Genomic DNA, 17,798 nt, shown 5'->3' on the forward strand with positions numbered 1-17,798 from the left:
ATAGAGGAAGTAACTCATGGCTCGTGTAAAGCGTGGCGTCATTGCCCGTAAGCGTCACAAAAAAATTCTGAAACTTGCTAAAGGCTACTACGGCGCGCGTTCACGCGTATTCCGTGTTGCCAAGCAAGCGGTAATCAAGGCAGGCCAGTACGCCTACCGTGACCGTCGTCAGAAAAAACGTCAGTTCCGCGCTCTGTGGATCGCTCGTATCAACGCTGGTGCTCGTATCAACGGTCTGTCCTACAGCCGTTTCATCGCCGGCCTGAAAAAAGCGTCCATCGAGATCGACCGTAAGGTTCTGGCTGATCTGGCAGTGAACGAAAAAGCGGCGTTTGCTGCGATTGTCGAGAAAGCTAAAGCCACCTTGGCTTAAGTACCCCCGACAGTCACCCGGGCTCACCTCTGTGGGCTCAGGTGTTAAACGTCATAAATAGGGGAAGAGCCTTCAAGCTCTTCCCCTATTTTGTATCTGGAGTCTGTACATGGAAAACCTGGATGCGCTGGTCTCTCAAGCTCTAGAGGCTGTGCAAAGCGCTGAAGACATCAATGCCCTGGAGCAAATCCGGGTTCACTACCTTGGCAAAAAGGGTGAATTGACTCAGGTGATGAAGACCCTGGGGAATTTGCCGGCTGAAGAGCGTCCGCAAGTCGGTGCGCTGATCAACGTTGCCAAGGAGCGTGTGACAGAGGTTCTCAATGCGCGCAAGGCGTTGTTCGAGGAGGCGGATCTAGCTGCCAAATTGTCCGCCGAGTCCATTGATGTGACCCTGCCGGGCCGTGGTCAGACCTCTGGTGGTCTGCATCCGGTTACCCGCACTCTGGAACGTATCGAACAGTTCTTCACTCATATTGGCTACGGCATCGCCGAAGGCCCTGAGGTCGAAGACGACTATCACAACTTCGAGGCGCTCAACATCCCAGGCCATCACCCGGCCCGGTCGATGCATGACACCTTCTATTTCAATGCCAACATGCTGTTGCGCACCCATACCTCGCCGGTACAGGTCCGCACCATGGAATCGAAACAGCCGCCGATCCGCATCGTCTGCCCAGGCCGGGTGTACCGTAGCGACTCGGATATCACCCACTCCCCGATGTTCCACCAGGTCGAAGGCCTGCTGGTCGACCGCGATATCAATTTCGCCGACCTGAAAGGGACCATCGAGGAATTCCTGCGCGTGTTCTTCGAAAAAGAACTGGCAGTGCGTTTCCGTCCTTCGTACTTCCCCTTCACCGAGCCATCCGCCGAAGTCGACATGGAATGCGTGATGTGCAGCGGTAAAGGCTGCCGCGTCTGCAAGCAGACTGGCTGGCTGGAAGTCATGGGCTGCGGCATGGTTCACCCGAACGTGCTGCGTATGTCCGGGATCGACCCGGAAGAGTTCTCGGGCTTTGCCTTCGGCATGGGCGTTGAGCGTCTGGCCATGCTGCGTTACGGCGTGAACGACTTGCGTCTGTTCTTCGACAACGACTTGCGGTTCCTCGCGCAATTTCGCTAGTCGTAACGAATTCTTAGGAGAGCAGGATGAAATTCAGTGAACAATGGCTGCGCGGCTGGGTAAGCCCGCAGGTAAATCGCGACGAGCTGGTTGCTCGTCTGTCGATGGCCGGTCTTGAGGTCGATAGCGTTACGCCGGCCGCCGGTGAATTCAGCGGCGTGGTCGTGGGCGAGGTGCTGAGCACCGAGCCGCACCCGGACGCCGACAAGCTGCGCGTTTGCCAGGTCAGCAATGGCTCGGAGACCTTCCAGGTGGTATGCGGTGCGCCAAACGTGCGCCCTGGCCTGAAGATCCCGTTCGCCATGATCGGTGCCGAACTGCCAGGCGACTTCAAAATCAAGAAGGCCAAGCTGCGTGGCGTTGAATCCAACGGCATGCTGTGCTCCCAGGCCGAACTGCAAATCGGTGAAGGCAACGACGGCCTGATGGAATTGCCGGTCGATGCGCCGGTTGGCGAAGACTTCCGCGTCTACCTGGATCTGGAAGACGCCAGCATCGAGGTCGACCTGACCCCGAATCGCGGCGACTGCCTGTCCCTGGCGGGTCTGGCCCGTGAAGTCGGTGCGCTCTACGCTGCCGAAGTCACGCGCCCGGTCATTGCCGCTGTTCCAGCCGTGCACGACGAAGTGCGTTCGGTTGAGGTTCTGGCACCAGCCGCTTGCCCGCGTTACCTGGGTCGTGTGATCCGCAACGTTGACCTGTCCAGGCCTACGCCGCTGTGGATGGTCGAGCGTCTGCGTCGTGCCGACGTGCGCAGCATCGACGCCGCCGTCGACATCACCAACTACGTGATGCTGGAGCTGGGTCAACCGTTGCACGCTTTCGATCTCGCCGAAATCAATGGCGGCATCCGCGTTCGTATGGCTGAAGAAGGCGAGAAGCTGGTTCTGCTCGACGGTCAGGAAGTCAGCCTGCGTAGCGATACGCTGGTGATTGCCGACCACTCCCGCGCCCTGGCGATTGCCGGCGTGATGGGTGGCGAGCACAGTGGTGTTTCGGCGACCACTCGCGATGTATTCCTGGAAAGCGCGTTCTTCGATCAGATTGCCGTCGCTGGCAAGGCCCGTTCCTATGGCCTGCACACCGACGCCTCGCACCGCTACGAGCGTGGTGTGGACTGGCAACTGGCCCGTGAAGCCATGGAGCGCGCCACTGGCCTGCTGCTGGAAATCACCGGCGGCGAAGCTGGCCCGATCATCGAAGCCGTCAGCGAGCAGCACCTGCCGAAGATCGCACCGGTCACCCTGCGTGCTCAGCGGATCACCCAGATGCTGGGCATGGAAATGGATTCGGCCGAAGTCGAGCGTCTGCTCGGCGCTTTGGGCCTGACGATTTCCGCGGATGGGGCAGGGCAGTGGCGCGTAGACGTGCCAAGCCATCGCTTCGATATCAGCCTGGAAGTCGACCTGATCGAAGAACTGGCCCGTCTGTACGGCTACAACCGTCTGCCGGTTCGCTACCCGCAAGCCCGTCTGGCGCCGCAAGCCAGGGCTGAAGCTCGTAGCGATCTGCCTGAGCTGCGTCGTCTGCTGGTGGCTCGTGGTTATCAGGAAGCGATCACCTACAGCTTCATCGATCCGAAACAGTTCGAGCTGTTCAGCCCCGGCGTCGAGCCTTTGTTGCTGGCCAACCCGATTTCGAACGACATGGCTGCCATGCGCTCGTCCCTGTGGCCTGGTCTGGTCAAGGCGCTTCAACACAACCTGAACCGTCAACAGGATCGCGTCCGCCTGTTCGAAAGCGGCCTGCGCTTCGTCGGTCAGCTGGAAGGCCTCAAGCAAGAGCCGATGCTGGCCGGTGTGGTGTGCGGTAGCCGTCTGCCGGAAGGCTGGGCTCAAGGTCGCGATACCGTGGATTTCTTCGACGTCAAGGCCGACGTGGAAGCCGTGCTGGGTTTTGCCGGTGCACTGGACGCGTTCACGTTCGTGCCGGGCAGCCACCCTGCGTTGCACCCGGGTCAAACCGCGCGTATCGAGCGTGATGGTCGCGTAGTCGGTTACATCGGCGCTATCCACCCTGAATTGTCGAAAACCCTCGGTCTCGACCGTCCGGTCTTCGTTTTCGAGCTGGTTCTGGCCGAAGTGGCGTTGGGCAAAATGCCTGAGTTCCACGAGTTATCGCGCTTTCCTGAAGTGCGTCGTGACCTTGCGCTGCTGGCAGACAAAGACGTTGCAGCCAGTGCCGTACTGGACGTAATCCGTGACAATGCAGGTGAATGGCTGACAGACCTCAGGCTATTTGACGTGTATCAGGGTAAAGGCATTGATCCGCATAGAAAAAGCCTTGCAGTTGGCTTGACCTGGCAGCATCCATCGCGCACTCTTAATGACGATGAGGTGAATACCACGACGCAAAACATCCTCACCTCGCTCGAACAAAGGTTGAACGCCACGCTAAGGAAGTGACGTATGGGGGCTCTGACGAAAGCTGAAATGGCGGAACGTCTGTATGAAGAGCTGGGCCTGAATAAACGGGAGGCCAAGGAATTGGTCGAACTGTTCTTTGAGGAAATCAGGCACGCTCTTGAAGACAACGAGCAGGTGAAGTTGTCCGGTTTCGGCAACTTCGACCTTCGGGACAAACGCCAGCGGCCTGGCCGCAACCCGAAAACGGGTGAAGAAATCCCGATCACGGCTCGCCGTGTGGTCACCTTTCGTCCAGGGCAGAAGTTGAAGGCCCGAGTTGAGGCTTATGCTGGAACCAAGTCATAACGACGAGCTTCCCGTCATCCCAGGCAAACGCTACTTCACCATCGGTGAAGTCAGCGAGCTCTGTGCGGTTAAACCACACGTGCTGCGCTATTGGGAACAGGAGTTTCCTCAACTCAACCCCGTCAAGCGCCGCGGAAACCGTCGGTATTATCAGCGCCAGGATGTGCTGATGATCCGCCAGATCCGCGCGTTGCTGTATGACCAGGGATTCACCATCGGCGGAGCGCGCCTGCGTCTTTCCGGTGATGAAGCCAAAGACGACACCACCCAATACAAACAAATGATCCGCCAGATGATCGCCGAACTGGAAGATGTTCTGGTGGTACTCAAGAAATAAATTTCTGCTTTTAAATACTTCCAGTTTTCAAAAGCTTGCGATATATTCTTGAGCGTTCCTCGAGGTGAGGAACAGGTTTCACGCCTAGTCGGGGCGTAGCGCAGTCCGGTAGCGCACTAGCATGGGGTGCTAGGGGTCGAGTGTTCGAATCACTCCGTCCCGACCATATTTTTCAAGGGGTTGCGAGATTTTATCTCGCGACCCCTTTTAATTTTTGGTCGTTTTTACCCCTACAAAACGACTGGCTCTCGGTGGAATCTTTACCAACACCATATGGGGTTACACCCTGAATTGTTGGCTTTCTCGCGGAGTTGGTTACCTTCATGGCACAGCTTTTAGCTCTAGGAGAGGTGCAATTGCAGAGTGTTGACGTGTGCATGGATGTGCACATATGGTCGGTCGCATGACTAATCGAATCCTTAACCGAACCCGCGCAATTGACGCCGCAATCGAGTCTCTCGATGGCGCTTTCTTCAAGGCACTTTGCGAGCCCTCGCGTGTAGCTGTGCTCAAGCGCGTGATGCAACTGGGGCGCGCCGATATTGGAGAGATTGCGGAAGGATTGCCCCAGGAACGTTCAGTTGTTTCCCGACATCTGCAAGTGCTGTTAGAGGCAGGTATCGTCCGCGGCACCAAGGTCAGCAGGCAGATGTTCTACGAGGTGGATGGTCCGGCAGTGGTGACACGCCTCGAAGCCATTCTTCAGCATATGAAAAGCCTTGCCCCGTTCTGCTGCCCAGGTACGGTCGGATAGTTTTTTTGCTCTGTAATGTGCATGAGTGTGCATGTATGAATGTAATGAACGAAATCATGGATGTCATTGTGATCGGCGCAGGCCAGGCAGGATTAGCGTGCGGTTGGCACTTGCAGCAGCAAAACCTTAGATTCCTGATTTTGGATGCTGAGCGGTCGCCGGGAGGGAATTGGCGCAATTACTACGACAGTCTGAAGCTTTTTTCTCCAGCTGCTTACTCGTCATTGCCAGGCATGCGCTTCCCGGCAGAACCCGATCATTACCCGCTTCGTGATGATGTCGTACGCTATCTGGAAGACTATGCAAAGGCATTCAAATTGCCAGTTCGTCAGTACGCCCGCGTACAGCATGTACGAAGAGGGCACGGGCTGTTTCAGCTTCAAACGGACGATGGAGAAATCTTTTGCTCCAAGACACTAGTCGTGTGCACGGGTGGATTCAATCAGCCTTTCATTCCAGATATTCAAGGGCTTCAGAGCTTTCTCGGGCGCAGTTTGCACAGCGCGGAATATCGAAATGCCGATGGCTTTGGTGATCTACGAGTGGTTGTGGTCGGTGCTGCAAACTCGGTTGTTCAAATTGCTTATGAACTGGCCCATGTGAGCAAAGTCGTGCTGGCAAGCAGGGAGCCAATTCGGTTTTTTCCGCAAAAGATACTGGGCCTGGATTTTCATGCGTGGCTGAAATGGTCAGGGTTGGAAAAGCCCCGTTGGTTGAACGACCAAAGTACGCCGGTGCTTGATGACGGGATCTATCTGCGCTGTAAGCGTCCGGCCAAGTCACCTTCCGAACTCCAGCATTAAGGGGGGCAGATCATAGTAAGTGGACACCATCGCCCTAAGCGTCTGTACGGAGCCTCAGTAGCCATGATCGCGCTTGATCAATCCTTGCATGGGTTCGCCGGCCTGATGGCGCCTGATATTGGCCAGCAACCCGGGGAAGGCGCTTTGCGGTGCGGTCATTGCGCCAATGTGCGGGGTCAGCCAGATCTGTGGGTGCTGCCAGAACCGGTGATCCGGAGATGGCGGTTCTTCGTTGAGCACGTCGAGAATGGCGTGGCTCAGTTGCCCGCACGCCAGTGCTTGAAGCAGATCCTCTTCCTTGAGATGACCGCCCCGACCCAGGTTGATCAGGTTGGCGCCCTTTGGCAGCGCGGCCAGCGTTCTCGCGTTCAACAGGCCGCGGGTGTCGTCGGTCAGGGGCAGCAGGCAGATCAGGATGTCGCACTGGTTGAGAAAGGGCTCGAGCTGGTCGTCGCCGGCATGGCATTGCACGCCGTCGATGGTCTTTTGCGAGCGCGCCCAGCCATGCAACTGGAAGTTGAACGCACGCAAGCTCTGCAGCACCGCAATACCCAGGTTGCCCAGGCCCATGACGCCGATCCGACGTTGTGCTGCCGGGGTCAGGATGTGGTCTTGCCAGCGCCCGGCCTGTTGTTGATGCAGGTACAGCGGGATCTGTCGATGCAGGCTCAACACAGCGAAGCAGGCGTACTCGACGATGCCTTGAGCGATGCCGGGGTCGAGCATGCGGACGACCTTGATGTGCTCTGGCAGCTCGCCGAGGTCGAATTGATCGACTCCCGCCGAGGTGGCAAAGATCACTTCCAGATTCGGGAAGCGCTCATGCAACTGCCGTGGCGGTTTCCAGGCGGCGAAGTAGCGTACGTCTAGCGGGTCGCCGATGTCCGGCCAGAAGCACACGTCGATGTCCGGCGCGTGTTGTTCGAACAGCGATTTCCAGGTGCAGCCACGGGCATCGTCGACTTTGAACAGCAGGGTCATGGTGTCTCTCGCAAGCGCTGGAAAGGTGTTCACACGATGCCAAAGTCACGCGCAACAATCTCCCGTATCACGCGCTGTGAACGGAAGATTGCGCGTTATTTACCGGCTCAGACCGCAGCGGCGATGGCCCTGCCCAGGGCTTCGGTGTTGCCTTTGCCGCCAATATCGGCGGTCAGTGGTGCCTTCTCCGGCCCCATCGCCAGTACCGTTTCGATTGCGGCCAGCACCGCCGCTCCCGCCTGCGGGTGGCCGAGGTGTTCGAGCATCATCGCGCCGCACCAGATCTGTCCGATCGGGTTGGCAATGCCTTTTCCGGCGATGTCCGGCGCCGAGCCGTGCACGGGCTCGAACAGGCTCGGGAAGTTGCGCTCCGGATTGATGTTGGCTGACGGCGCGATACCGATGGTGCCGGTGCAGGCGGGGCCGAGATCAGAAAGGATGTCGCCGAACAGGTTGCTCGCGACCACCACGTCGAACCAGTCCGGATGCAGGACGAAGTTCGCGGTGAGGATGTCGATGTGGTACTTGTCGACCTTCACTTCAGGAAATTTCTTGCCCATCTCGACGACGCGCTCATCCCAGTAGGGCATGGTGATCGCGATGCCGTTGGATTTGGTGGCGGAGGTGAGGTGTTTCTTCGGGCGGCTCTGGGCCAGGTCGTAGGCGAACTTGAGAATGCGGTCGACGCCGACACGAGTCATGACGGTCTCCTGCAACACGATTTCCCGGTCGGTACCCGGAAACATCTTGCCGCCGACGCTGGAATATTCGCCTTCGGTGTTTTCCCGCACGACCCAGAAGTCGATGTCGCCGGGTTTGCGATTGGCCAGCGGGGTCTTGACGCCCGGCATCAGGCGGCAGGGGCGCAGGTTGACGTACTGGTCGAATTCGCGGCGGAACTGCAACAGCGAATCCCACAGGGAAATGTGATCAGGCACGACATCCGGCCAGCCCACTGCGCCGAAGTAGATTGCGTCGTAGTCCTTGAGAAGGTCAAACCAGTCGTCAGGCATCATTTTGCCGTGGGCCAGGTAGTAATCGGCGCTGGCGAAATCGAACCAGTCCCATTGCAGTTCCAGGTCGTGTTTGGCTGCCACGGCGTCGAGTACGCGCACGCCTTCAGGCATGACTTCCTTGCCGATGCCGTCGCCGGGGATCACTGCAATTTTGTAATGGGCTTTGTTCATGGATTCGACTCCTGGGATTGATGTGGACTGATTGCCAGTGTATGCAGTAGCTCTGTATTAATAATTAGTCTTGTGCGAAAGCCATTCTTAGTTTTAAGGAAAGAATCCGTGGCGATGATCGATGACTTGAGTTTCTTCCAGCAGGTGGCGACACGCGGCAGCCTCACCGAAGTCGCGCGGCACCTCGGTCTGTCGTTGCCTGCGGTGAGCAAACGCTTGAGCCAGCTTGAAGCGCGTCTGGGGGTGCAGTTGCTGCAGCGCACCACCCGACGACTGTCGCTGACTACGGAGGGGACCTTGTACCTGGAAGGAGGGCGGCCGATCCTGCAGCAACTGGAAGAACTGGAGAGTGCGCTCAACAGCCGACAAACGACCTTGCAGGGGCGCTTGCGGATCAATGGCACCCTGGGTTTCGGTCGGCAACATCTGGCGCCGTTGGTCTCCAGCTTCGCCCGATTGCATCCCGAGCTGGAGCTTTCCCTGGAGCTGTCCAGCCAGCCCTTGAGCCTGCTGGATGATCAGTTTGACATGAGCGTGTGTATGGGCGAGCCGCCGGACTCGCGACTGATCGCTGTGCGCCTGCTGGAAAACCCGCGCATTCTCTGTGCTTCTCCGCAATACCTTGAGGCTATGCCTGAGCTGACAGGGGTGGCTGATCTGGTGCACCACAACTGCATCGTGCTGCGTCAGTTCAGCAGTGATTACGCGATCTGGCGTTTCAGCAAGGATGGCCGGGATTACTCGCACAAAGTCAGCGGCACGCTGTCGAGCAACGATGGAGAAGTCGCGTTACACCTGGCCCTGGACGGGCATGGATTGATCCTGCGTTCGCGATGGAATGTTCAGGAATACCTTGAAAGCGGGAGCCTGCGGGCGGTGCTGAGCGATTACCAGGCGCCCAGAGCCGATATCTTCGTGGTCTATCAGCATCGTCGGCATATTCCGCAACGCATCTCGGTATTCGCCCGCTACCTCGCGCAGGAGTTGGCCAGGCGCTTGCCGTTTGCGGCGCTCAAGTAAGCGAGAGGCCCGGGAGGGCGCGAGTAGGTGCCCGGAAAAATAAGCATAATTTGAAGTTATGACATCCCTGACTATTCGTGCATTGCCCTGTGGTGTCACGCTCTTGTAACGTCGAATTGTCCCGCTCGGTCTAACAATAAAATCAAACCTGAGCAACGCACGCTGGTGCAGGGTGTTCAGTCGAGGTTTTAACGCTGCCGAATTAATCTACGTCCAGGATGATTTGCCATGAAAACCTTGTCTGTTGCTCAAGCGTTCGGTTCCGTCATTTCCCTGTTGAGTCTTTCGGTGGCGTGCGCGATGCCCGCTGTGGCCGACGAAATCACTTTTGTTTCCCAAGGCGGCGCTTACCAGGAGGCCCAGACCAAGGCCATCCTGGATCCGGCGGCGAAGCTTTTGAGCATCACCATCAAACAGGACAGCGCGCCCGATGCCTGGCCGATGGTCAAGGCCCAGGGCGAAGCGAAAAAACCGGTGTGGGACGTGATCGATACACCGCCCTCCAACTGCTTGCGCGGAGGCAAGGAAGGGCTTATCGAACCGTTGGACCTGAGCAAGCTGCCGAACGTGCAGAGCATGCCGGCGGCCTACCGCACGCCGTATTCGGTGGCTTACGAGTTCTACTCGTCGGTCATCGGCTACAACAAGAAAAACCTGAAAAAAGTGCCGCAGACCTGGGCTGAATTCTGGGACGTGAAGAACTTCCCCGGTGTGCGTGCCTTGCGTAACGATCCGATGAGCACCCTGGAAGCGGCGCTGCTGTCCGACGGCGTGCCTCGCGATAGGCTTTACCCGCTGGATGTCGAGCGTGCCTACAAGCGTCTCGAGCAGATCAAGCCGAACATCGCCGTGTGGTGGACCTCGGGTGGTCAGTCGGCGCAATTGCTCGCCGATGGCGAAGTCGACATGCTGATGATCTGGAACGGTCGCGCCAGCGCCGTGCAAAAGAGCAATCCGGACGTGGCTTTCACCTATAACGACGGCCTGCTGCAAAACACCCAGCTGTGCATCCTGAAAAATGCCCCCAACTATGCGGCGGCCGTGAAGTTCCTCAACGAAGCGGTGTCGCCTGAACTGCAAGCCAACCTGCCACTCTACATCGACTACGGCCCAGGTAACCCGGCGGCGTTCGCCGCGGGGAAAATCACCGCCGAGCGGGCCAAGGAACTGCCAAGCTCGCCGGATAACGCGGCCAGGCAAGCGCTGATGTCGGAAGAGTGGTGGGCCTCCGCCGAGGGGATTGCTGCCAAGGATCGCTGGCTCAAGTTCGTTCAGTAAGGTGTCGGCATGATCGATTATTTGATTCTGGGAGGCGGGTCGGCCGGGTGCGCGCTGGCCGCCCGGCTCTCGGAGGACCCCGACAAACAGGTGTGCCTGGTCGAGGCGGGGCGCGATATTTCCCTGCACACGATGCCACCCGAGATACGTAGCCGGTACCCGGGGCGGGCCTATCTGGATGTCAGCAATATCTGGCAACGTCTGACCGCGTTGATGGGTCATCGCGCCAGTGCCACGCGGCGCTATGAGCAAGCGCGGATCCTCGGTGGGGGCTCGGCGATCAACGCCCTGATGACCAACCGTGGCGCGCCTGCCGACTATGACGAATGGCAGGCGCTGGGCGCCGAAGGCTGGAACTGGCAAACCTGCCTGCCGTACTTTCGCAAGCTGGAAAACGACACCGACTTTTGCGGGCCGCAGGACAAGGCGCTGCATGGCAGCGACGGACCGGTCAGGATCCGGCGTACGCCATCGGAGCGCCTTTCGCCTTTCGTCAAAGGTGTGATGAAGGTTCTGGGCGGACTCGGCCTCGAGCACAAGGCCGATCAGAATGGGCCCTGGGAGGAGGGCGTGTTCGTGGGCGCCATTGGCGTCAGCGAGCAGGGCGAGCGAATCCCGACATCGGTGTGTTATCTGACCGATGAGGTGCGCAGGCGCAAGAACCTGACCCTGCGCACCCGCTGTGTGGTGGATCGGGTGTTGATCGAGGCCGGTTGTGCGACAGGCGCCAGGATCATCGACAGCCGAGGGGGCGTCGAGTCCTTGAGGGCGCGTGAGGTCATCGTCTGCGCCGGTGCGATCCACAGTCCCGCGGTGTTGCTGCGCAGTGGAATCGGTCCGGCGGACGACCTGGCCTCGCTAGGCATTGCGTCGGTGGCGGACCGTCCCGGGGTGGGAGCCAACCTGATGGAGCATCCTTCGATTGCGGTGTCTGCGCTGCTCAACCGCGAAGGCCGAACGGCGTTTCCCGAAGAACACCATGAACAGGCCATCGTGCGTTTTTCCTCCGGGCTGGCCGACACGGTGCCGTGTGATATGCACGGCGCAATCCTTTCTCGATCAGGCTGGCATTCGATCGGTTATCGATTGGGCACGATCTTTTTCTGGGTCAACAAATCCTATTCCCGGGGGCGTCTGCACCTGACGTCCAGCGATCCCCATGACGAACCGCAAGTGCGTTTCGACATGCTGGGCGATGTGCGGGACCTTGAGCGTCTGAAGCAAGCGTTACGTTTCGGCGCCCAGACGTTGTCGGCGTCAGCCTTGAGCTGCGAGTGCAGCGTGGTGTTTCCATCGAGCTACTCGCCACGGGTGGCCAGGGTCGCGATGCCGGGCAAGATCAATGCGCTGCAACGTGGCGCCTTGAGCCTGCTGCTGGATGTCGCCGGGCCGCTGCGGGGCTTGCTGATTCATGGCCTGGTCACCCAGGGAGTCACCCTGAAAAAGCTGCTCGCCGATGACAAGGCACTGACCGAGTTCGTACAGCGCAATGTTGGTGGCACCTGGCATCCGTCAGGCACCTGTCGCATGGGGCGCGCCGATGATCCACTTGCGGTCACCACCGGTGACGGTCGAGTGATCGGTGTCGAAGGGCTGCGTGTGTGTGATGCCTCGCTGATGCCTTCGATTCCCTGCGCCAACACCAACGTTCCCACCCTGATGATCGCCGAGCGGATGGCCGATTTGATCAAGGCTGAGGCGAAGGTGTCGGACTGCGAGGCCAAGGTGGCGGCTCAACCGTAGCAACCACCTGGCCAGCGAGCCTTTCAGGGCGGGGGCATCAAGCCCCCCAACCGACAATCCCCTTCACTTCCAGAAATGCCTCCAGCCCCCATTCGGCGTATTCGCGGCCATTACCCGATTGCTTGTAGCCACCAAACGGCGCACCGGAATCCCAACTCGGATAATTGATGTAGACGCTGCCGGCACGCATTTGCAGGGCAACGTCGCGGGCTCGCGCCTGGTCCGCCGATTGAACGTAGGCCGCCAGGCCAAACACGCTGTCGTTGGCCATGCTGACCGCTTGCGCCTCCTCTTCGTAGGCCTGGATGACCAGCACCGGTCCGAAAATTTCCTCGCGGGCGATGGTCATGTCCTGGGTGACCCGGGCGAAGATCGTCGGCTGCACGTAGTAACCCTGGGGCAGGTGATCGGGTCGACCCGGTCCGCCGCAAACCAGTTGCGCGCCTTCGTCGATGCCGATGGCAATCATCCGCTGGATGCTGTCGTACTGACGCTCACTGATCACCGGTCCCATGGTCGTGGCGACCGCATCGGGAGCGCCGACGATGTGTTTTTGCGCGGCGCGGCGGGCAATGTCCACGGCCTGGTCGTGCAGCGCGGCGGGCACCAGCATGCGCGTCGGCGCATTGCAGGACTGCCCACTATTGCCAAAGCAACTGTCTACACCGCTGGTCACTGCCGCTTGCAGATCGACGTCGTCGAGCAGAATGTTTGCCGATTTACCGCCCAGCTCCTGATGTACGCGCTTGACCGTCGGCGCAGCCAGGCGCGCGATTTCCGTACCCGCGCGCGTCGAGCCGGTAAACGAAACCATGTCCACTTGCGGGTGTGCAGACAGTGCGGCGCCGACCGTTGGGCCATCGCCGTTGATCAGGTTGAAAGCGCCTGCCGGCACGCCGGCCTCGTGCATGACCTCGGCAAACAGCAAGGCATTGATCGGTGCGATCTCACTCGGCTTGAGGACCATGGTGCAACCGGCGGCGAGGGCCGGCGCGACCTTGCAGACGATCTGATTGATCGGCCAGTTCCAGGGGGTGATCAGCGCAACCACGCCCACCGGCTCATGGGCAATCAGCGTGGTGCCACGGGATTTCTGGAACTCGAACGTGTCGAGGGTGCGCAGCAATTGCTCCAGGTGACGCTTTCCGATCCCGGCTTGCCAGGCGTGGGACAAGGCTTTCGGGGCGCCGACTTCCTGAACGATGGCCTCGGCGATTTCGTCGTAGCGCGCCATGAAGACATCCAGAACCCGTTGCAGCAGAAGTTTGCGCTGCGCAGGTGAAGTGCTTGAGAACTCTGGAAAGGCGCGCCGGGCGGCCATGACGGCGGACTCGACATCGTTCAGGTCACCCATGGCGATTTCGCTGAATGCCTGCTCGGTGGCGGGGTTGATCACGGGCAGGCGATCGGGGCTGTGAGGCTCCACCCAGCGGCCATCGATGTAAAACTTCAGGTTGTTTTTCATAGCAAGGAAGGTCTCGTGAGGGGAGGAGTGCCGCGCCGAACATTCGTGGGTCGCCTTACGCAGCCGCTCACCAGAATAGGCGGGGTATTTTGTTCCGGACAATTTACTAATAGTTGTGCCAGGCATAAACTCAGGTTATGTCTAATCTCCGTCGCAAGGTCCCCAGCTCCAGCTCGTTGTTCGTCTTCGAAGCGGCCGCTCGATGTGGCAGCTTCACCCGGGCGGCGGATGAACTGTGCGTCAGCCAACCGGCCGTGAGTCGCATGTTGTCGCGTCTGGAGGAGCACCTTGGCGTGCAGCTTTTCGAGCGTGTTCACGGCGGGGCGAGGCTGACGGAAAGCGGCGGAATTTTGTATCGCCGCGTGCAGGAAGGCTTCAGTACCATCGAGTCGGCAATCAGTGAAATCGAGGCTCGGGCGACGGGGATCGAAACCGTGACGCTGTCGGTTTCCACGGCGTTCACCACCCACTGGCTGATGCCGCGCATGAGTCGTTTCAGCCAGCGATTTCCCACCGTCGACATGCGCTACCAATTGATGTCCGGCAGGATCGGCGGCCCCCTGGTGGACGTCGACCTGGGCATGCGCTACCTGGAAGCAGGCAGCCTGAAAGCCACGGATATACTGGTTATTCCGGAAATTACCCTGCCGGTGTGCAACGCCCAATACCTGGCCGATGTCGTTCAGGGCAAGGGCAAGAAACAGGTGCCGACGCTGATCAGCATGGACAACCAGGATCGCGGCTGGGCCGCCGCTTTCGAAACGCCGGGACGCGCCGACAACGCGCTGGTGTTCTCCGATTATGCCGTAGTGGTCCAGGCTGCATTGTTGGGCCAGGGCATGGCGCTGGGGTGGTTGAACGTGGTTTCGAACTCCCTGTGCAAGGGTGAACTGGTGCCGGCGACGGACGCTTTCCGGGTCAATTCCCGACGTTGCTGCCTGGTCGTTCCGGCCAATCGCCCGGTGCGTCCGATCGTGGAAAGCGTGCGTGACTGGATCATCGAGGAGATGCGCGAGGACATGCTCAGAATCGACGCGCTTTACCCTCATCTGGGATTGCTTGCCACCCTGCAATCGACCCATTGAGCACAGGTGCGGCACGTCGAGTAAAAAAACAGTAGGTTATGCCTCTGGGGTAGGGCAAAACAGAATATTTCGCGAGAAGGCGGGCAGATAATGGGCCTGTCCAGTCAGTTTCACCCTTACGACTTTTCTTGCGGAGCGCCCTATGTCTTTCAAGCAGTTCAAAGCCCTGACGTTCGACGTTGTCGGTACCCTGATCGATTTCGAAGCCGGAATTCTGGCCCATGTACGCGAAGTCGCGGGTGAAGCGGGCAAGGCCCGCAGCGACGACGACATCCTCAAAGCCTATCGCGAGGCCCGCGCCTCCAGCGATTCGGGCTGGTGGCCGGATGACCTGGAGCGTTGCTACCACGTCATCGCCTCCAAGCTGGGGCTGCCGGACAACGACGACTATGCCAAAGGCCTGGCGCAGTCGGTGAAGAACTTCCCGGCGTTCCCTGATTCGGTCGAAGCGCTCAAGCGCCTGCGCAAGCACTTCAGGCTGGTGGCCACCACCAACTCGCAGATCTGGGCGTTGAACTACATGGCCGAAACCCTCGACCAGCCGTTCGACGTGCGGGTCACCGTCGACGACGTGCGCTTCGAGAAACCCGATCCGCAGTTCTTTGCCTACACCCGGGGTGTGCTGGCGACCCAGGGCATCCTGTTCGAAAACATCCTGCACGTTGCCCAGAGCCAGTACCACGACATTGGCGTGGCCATGCGCCTGGGTTATCAGACCTGCTGGATCGAGCGTCGTTTTGCCCAGAAAGGCACCGGTGGCACCCTGGAATCGGAACGTACCGAGCCGCATTACCACTTCACGTCGCTGGCGCAATTGGCCGACGCGGTCGAGAAAGAGCTGGGTTGATCCCCTCGGCGCTCGGGCCTTGGTCGTGAGCGCCAATCCTTATTGAGTCGAGAGGCTGGCATGACTGTTCAGAGCTTATGGGCGGCCACCGCCCAACCGGCACCCGCACTGCAATCCCTGGAAGGCGAGCGGCAGTGCGACGTGGTGATCATCGGCGCGGGTTACACCGGCCTCTCGGCAGCCCATCACATCGCCCGCAGTGGCCGCGAACCCCTCATCGTCGAGGCCAATACCCTGGCCTGGGGCGCCAGCGGACGTAACGGCGGCGTGGTCTCGCCGAAATTCCGGGTGGGCTTTCCCGCGCTCATGTCGCGCTTTGGCCGCGACACCGCGTTGCAGATGTACCACACCGGTTATGCCGCGGTGGACAGCCTGGTGGAAATGGTTGAAACCCTCGGTCTGACCGGTGCCGAGCTGCATCTGGGCGGGCATATCGCGGCGGCGCACAACGTCCACGCGCTGGGCGCACTGGAATCCACCGCGAATTGGATCAAGCGTGAAACCGGCGGCACCTCATCACACATGATTTCGGTCGACCAGGTGCGGGAAATGACCGGTTCGACGATTTTTTCCGGCGGCTTGCTGACTCCCAAAGCCGGCGGTATCCATCCTTTGAACTACGCGCGTGGCATGGCTCGCCACCTGGTCGATCATGGCGTGAAAATGTTCATCAACAGCCCGGCCGAGCAGGTCCGTCGCGAAGGTGACCGGGTGATCGTGCAGACGCCGCAAGGGCGGGTCAGTGCTCGGCAAGTGATCTACGCCACCAACGGTTACTCCGACCAGACCCGCGCCACCGATACGCTGCATCGGCGGTTGATTCCGTTCCGCAGCGCGATCATCGCCACTGAGCCCCTGCCACCGCACATCCTCGCCGCGATCATGCCGGGCGGGCAGGTGTGTGGTGACACCAAGCGCATGTTGCGCTGGTTCCGCGTCATCGGCGATCGCTTGATTTTTGGTGGACGGGGCGCTTTCGGCAAGGGCGATTCACAAGGCGCGTTCGACGCTTTGCAGCGCAGCATGGGTGACGTTTTCCCGATTCTGCGCGACCAGACCATCGCCTATCGTTGGTCGGGACTGGTGGCGATGACCCTGGATTACCTTCCCCATGCCGGGCAGCTCGATGAGCGCAGCTACTACGCCATTGGCTACAACGGTGGCGGGGTCGCGATGTCGACATGGATGGGCAGGCAACTGGCAGCCATGACGGCGGGCGAGAAGGTCGAGCTCGGCTTGCTGGCGGGCGAGCATTTCAATCCCATTCCTCTGCATGCCTTCCGGGCGCCGGGCGTTCGCCTGACGGCGGGCTGGCAGCAATTCCTAGATGTCATCGGCCGATGAGCGAGCGTTAAGCGTATGCCACCGATTTTGCATTACTCCCACCCCCATACCGATCGCCAGTTGCCCTGCGCACCCTTGGCCCTGCAGGGCGATCCGCTGGCGGCCGGGCGAGTCATCAACTTTCACGACCCGGTGCAGGGCTGTGCGGCCGGCAGCAGTGCCAGCACCGGCGCGAACCTGCTGATCGAGGTGTTTCCCTGGGTTGAGCTGGTTGTGATTGAAGCCGGCGAGTTGCGTTTGCAGGGTGAGGGTTTCGACCTGCAACTGACGGCGGGGGACTGTTTCGTCGTGCCCCGTGGCGTCAATGTGCGCTGGCAGCATCGCGGGCAATTGCGCCGGCTGTTCATGGCGTTTCCGGGGCTTTCAGCCAGTACTGACATGCCCGGGGCTCCCATCAGGATCGATCTCTCCCAACCGCTGGCACCGACGAATCCGCCGGCTGCCAATGTGCTGTTGACCGCCACGCCGAAAGCCTGGAGCGAAACCCTGTTCAGCACCGGTAACCTGCGTATCGGGCTGTGGCAATGCGAGGCGTACGCTCGCAAGCAGGTCGAGCCGAGTTACAGCGAGCTGATGTTTATCCTGGAAGGTTCGGTGACCCTGCAGGCCGAGCAAGGCGACAGCCATCATGTGCGGGCGGGAGAAACGGTGATCGTGCCCAAGGGCGCCACCAATGCGTGGACCAGCGAAGAGACCGTGCGCAAGGTGTTCTGCATTCTGTCGTAAGTGGGGAGGGGCGCTGCC

At 59.9% G+C, this 17,798-nt stretch carries 16 protein-coding genes, 1 tRNA gene and 1 pseudogene; 15 read left to right on the plus strand and 3 right to left on the minus strand.

Translation table 11 applies throughout. The features are described 5' to 3' along the window. The first annotated feature begins 16 nt into the window (after positions 1–16). The 8 genes and pseudogenes from rplT to AC07VR_RS15445 all read left to right on the plus strand — a co-directional run. On the plus strand, positions 17–373 hold the full coding sequence (gene rplT, locus AC07VR_RS15410; RefSeq protein ID WP_007905879.1) for a 50S ribosomal protein L20: 357 nt from the start codon (positions 17–19) through the stop codon (positions 371–373). A gap of 109 nt (positions 374–482) precedes the next feature. Then, positions 483–1,499: a phenylalanine--tRNA ligase subunit alpha gene (gene pheS, locus AC07VR_RS15415; RefSeq protein ID WP_007905876.1), complete on the plus strand. Its 1,017-nt coding sequence runs from the start codon at positions 483–485 to the stop codon at positions 1,497–1,499. Positions 1,500–1,525: 26 nt separating this feature from the next. After that, entirely contained in the window at positions 1,526–3,904 is a 2,379-nt protein-coding gene (gene pheT / locus AC07VR_RS15420; RefSeq protein ID WP_494994717.1) for a phenylalanine--tRNA ligase subunit beta, read from the plus strand. Between the two features lie 3 nt (positions 3,905–3,907). Next, complete coding sequence (gene ihfA / locus AC07VR_RS15425) at positions 3,908–4,210, plus strand: integration host factor subunit alpha (protein WP_002553164.1); 303 nt, start codon at positions 3,908–3,910, stop codon at positions 4,208–4,210. Then, positions 4,191–4,547 carry a MerR family transcriptional regulator gene (locus tag AC07VR_RS15430; protein ID WP_003179985.1) on the plus strand — a complete coding sequence of 119 codons (357 nt, stop codon included), beginning with the start codon at positions 4,191–4,193 and terminating at the stop codon, positions 4,545–4,547. Before ihfA ends, AC07VR_RS15430 begins: the two co-directional genes overlap by 20 nt. Before the next feature lie 89 nt (positions 4,548–4,636). Next, positions 4,637–4,713, plus strand: a tRNA-Pro gene (locus AC07VR_RS15435). A 237-nt stretch (positions 4,714–4,950) separates the two neighbouring features. Continuing rightward, positions 4,951–5,301, plus strand: a complete 351-nt coding sequence (locus AC07VR_RS15440; protein ID WP_495011701.1) for an ArsR/SmtB family transcription factor — start codon at positions 4,951–4,953, stop codon at positions 5,299–5,301. Positions 5,302–5,336: 35 nt separating this feature from the next. Then, positions 5,337–6,062, plus strand: a pseudogene (locus AC07VR_RS15445) (flavin-containing monooxygenase); the annotation flags it as partial. A 96-nt stretch (positions 6,063–6,158) separates the two neighbouring features. Here AC07VR_RS15445 and AC07VR_RS15450 read toward each other — a convergent pair. Both AC07VR_RS15450 and AC07VR_RS15455 read right to left on the minus strand, forming a co-directional pair. Next, positions 6,159–7,085, minus strand: coding sequence for a 2-hydroxyacid dehydrogenase (locus AC07VR_RS15450; protein ID WP_495011702.1), 927 nt, complete (start codon positions 7,083–7,085; stop codon positions 6,159–6,161). A gap of 107 nt (positions 7,086–7,192) precedes the next feature. Beyond that, positions 7,193–8,272 carry a tartrate dehydrogenase gene (locus AC07VR_RS15455; protein ID WP_495011703.1) on the minus strand — a complete coding sequence of 360 codons (1,080 nt, stop codon included), beginning with the start codon at positions 8,270–8,272 and terminating at the stop codon, positions 7,193–7,195. Positions 8,273–8,380: 108 nt separating this feature from the next. Between AC07VR_RS15455 and AC07VR_RS15460 the strand changes: the two genes are divergently transcribed. The 3 genes from AC07VR_RS15460 (at position 8,381) to AC07VR_RS15470 (ending at position 12,313) form a co-directional block, all read left to right on the plus strand. Continuing rightward, positions 8,381–9,292 (plus strand): LysR family transcriptional regulator, encoded by a 912-nt coding sequence (locus AC07VR_RS15460; RefSeq protein WP_495011704.1) that lies wholly within the window; start codon positions 8,381–8,383, stop codon positions 9,290–9,292. Between the two features lie 228 nt (positions 9,293–9,520). Continuing rightward, on the plus strand, positions 9,521–10,570 hold the full coding sequence (locus tag AC07VR_RS15465) for an ABC transporter substrate-binding protein (protein ID WP_495011705.1): 1,050 nt from the start codon (positions 9,521–9,523) through the stop codon (positions 10,568–10,570). Between the two features lie 9 nt (positions 10,571–10,579). Then, complete coding sequence (locus tag AC07VR_RS15470) at positions 10,580–12,313, plus strand: GMC family oxidoreductase (RefSeq protein WP_495011706.1); 1,734 nt, start codon at positions 10,580–10,582, stop codon at positions 12,311–12,313. A gap of 37 nt (positions 12,314–12,350) precedes the next feature. On the opposite strand, the gene AC07VR_RS15475 is transcribed toward AC07VR_RS15470, so the two are convergent. Next, complete coding sequence (locus AC07VR_RS15475) at positions 12,351–13,778, minus strand: aldehyde dehydrogenase family protein (RefSeq protein ID WP_495011707.1); 1,428 nt, start codon at positions 13,776–13,778, stop codon at positions 12,351–12,353. A gap of 137 nt (positions 13,779–13,915) precedes the next feature. On the opposite strand from AC07VR_RS15475, the gene AC07VR_RS15480 reads away from it, so the two are divergent. The 4 genes from AC07VR_RS15480 to AC07VR_RS15495 all read left to right on the plus strand — a co-directional run bounded on the left by AC07VR_RS15480 (position 13,916) and on the right by AC07VR_RS15495 (position 17,780). After that, entirely contained in the window at positions 13,916–14,863 is a 948-nt protein-coding gene (locus AC07VR_RS15480; protein ID WP_495011708.1) for a LysR family transcriptional regulator, read from the plus strand. Positions 14,864–15,005: 142 nt separating this feature from the next. After that, the gene (locus AC07VR_RS15485; RefSeq protein WP_495011709.1) at positions 15,006–15,710 is read left to right on the plus strand and encodes an HAD-IA family hydrolase; all 705 of its coding nucleotides are present in this window, start codon (positions 15,006–15,008) and stop codon (positions 15,708–15,710) included. 60 nt (positions 15,711–15,770) lie between these two features. Next, positions 15,771–17,054 carry an NAD(P)/FAD-dependent oxidoreductase gene (locus AC07VR_RS15490; protein WP_495011710.1) on the plus strand — a complete coding sequence of 428 codons (1,284 nt, stop codon included), beginning with the start codon at positions 15,771–15,773 and terminating at the stop codon, positions 17,052–17,054. Between the two features lie 15 nt (positions 17,055–17,069). After that, entirely contained in the window at positions 17,070–17,780 is a 711-nt protein-coding gene (locus AC07VR_RS15495; RefSeq protein WP_495011711.1) for a cupin domain-containing protein, read from the plus strand. The last annotated feature ends 18 nt before the right edge of the window (positions 17,781–17,798 follow it).

It is taken from the genome of Pseudomonas sp. GW821-FHT02H09 (genome assembly GCF_059421425.1).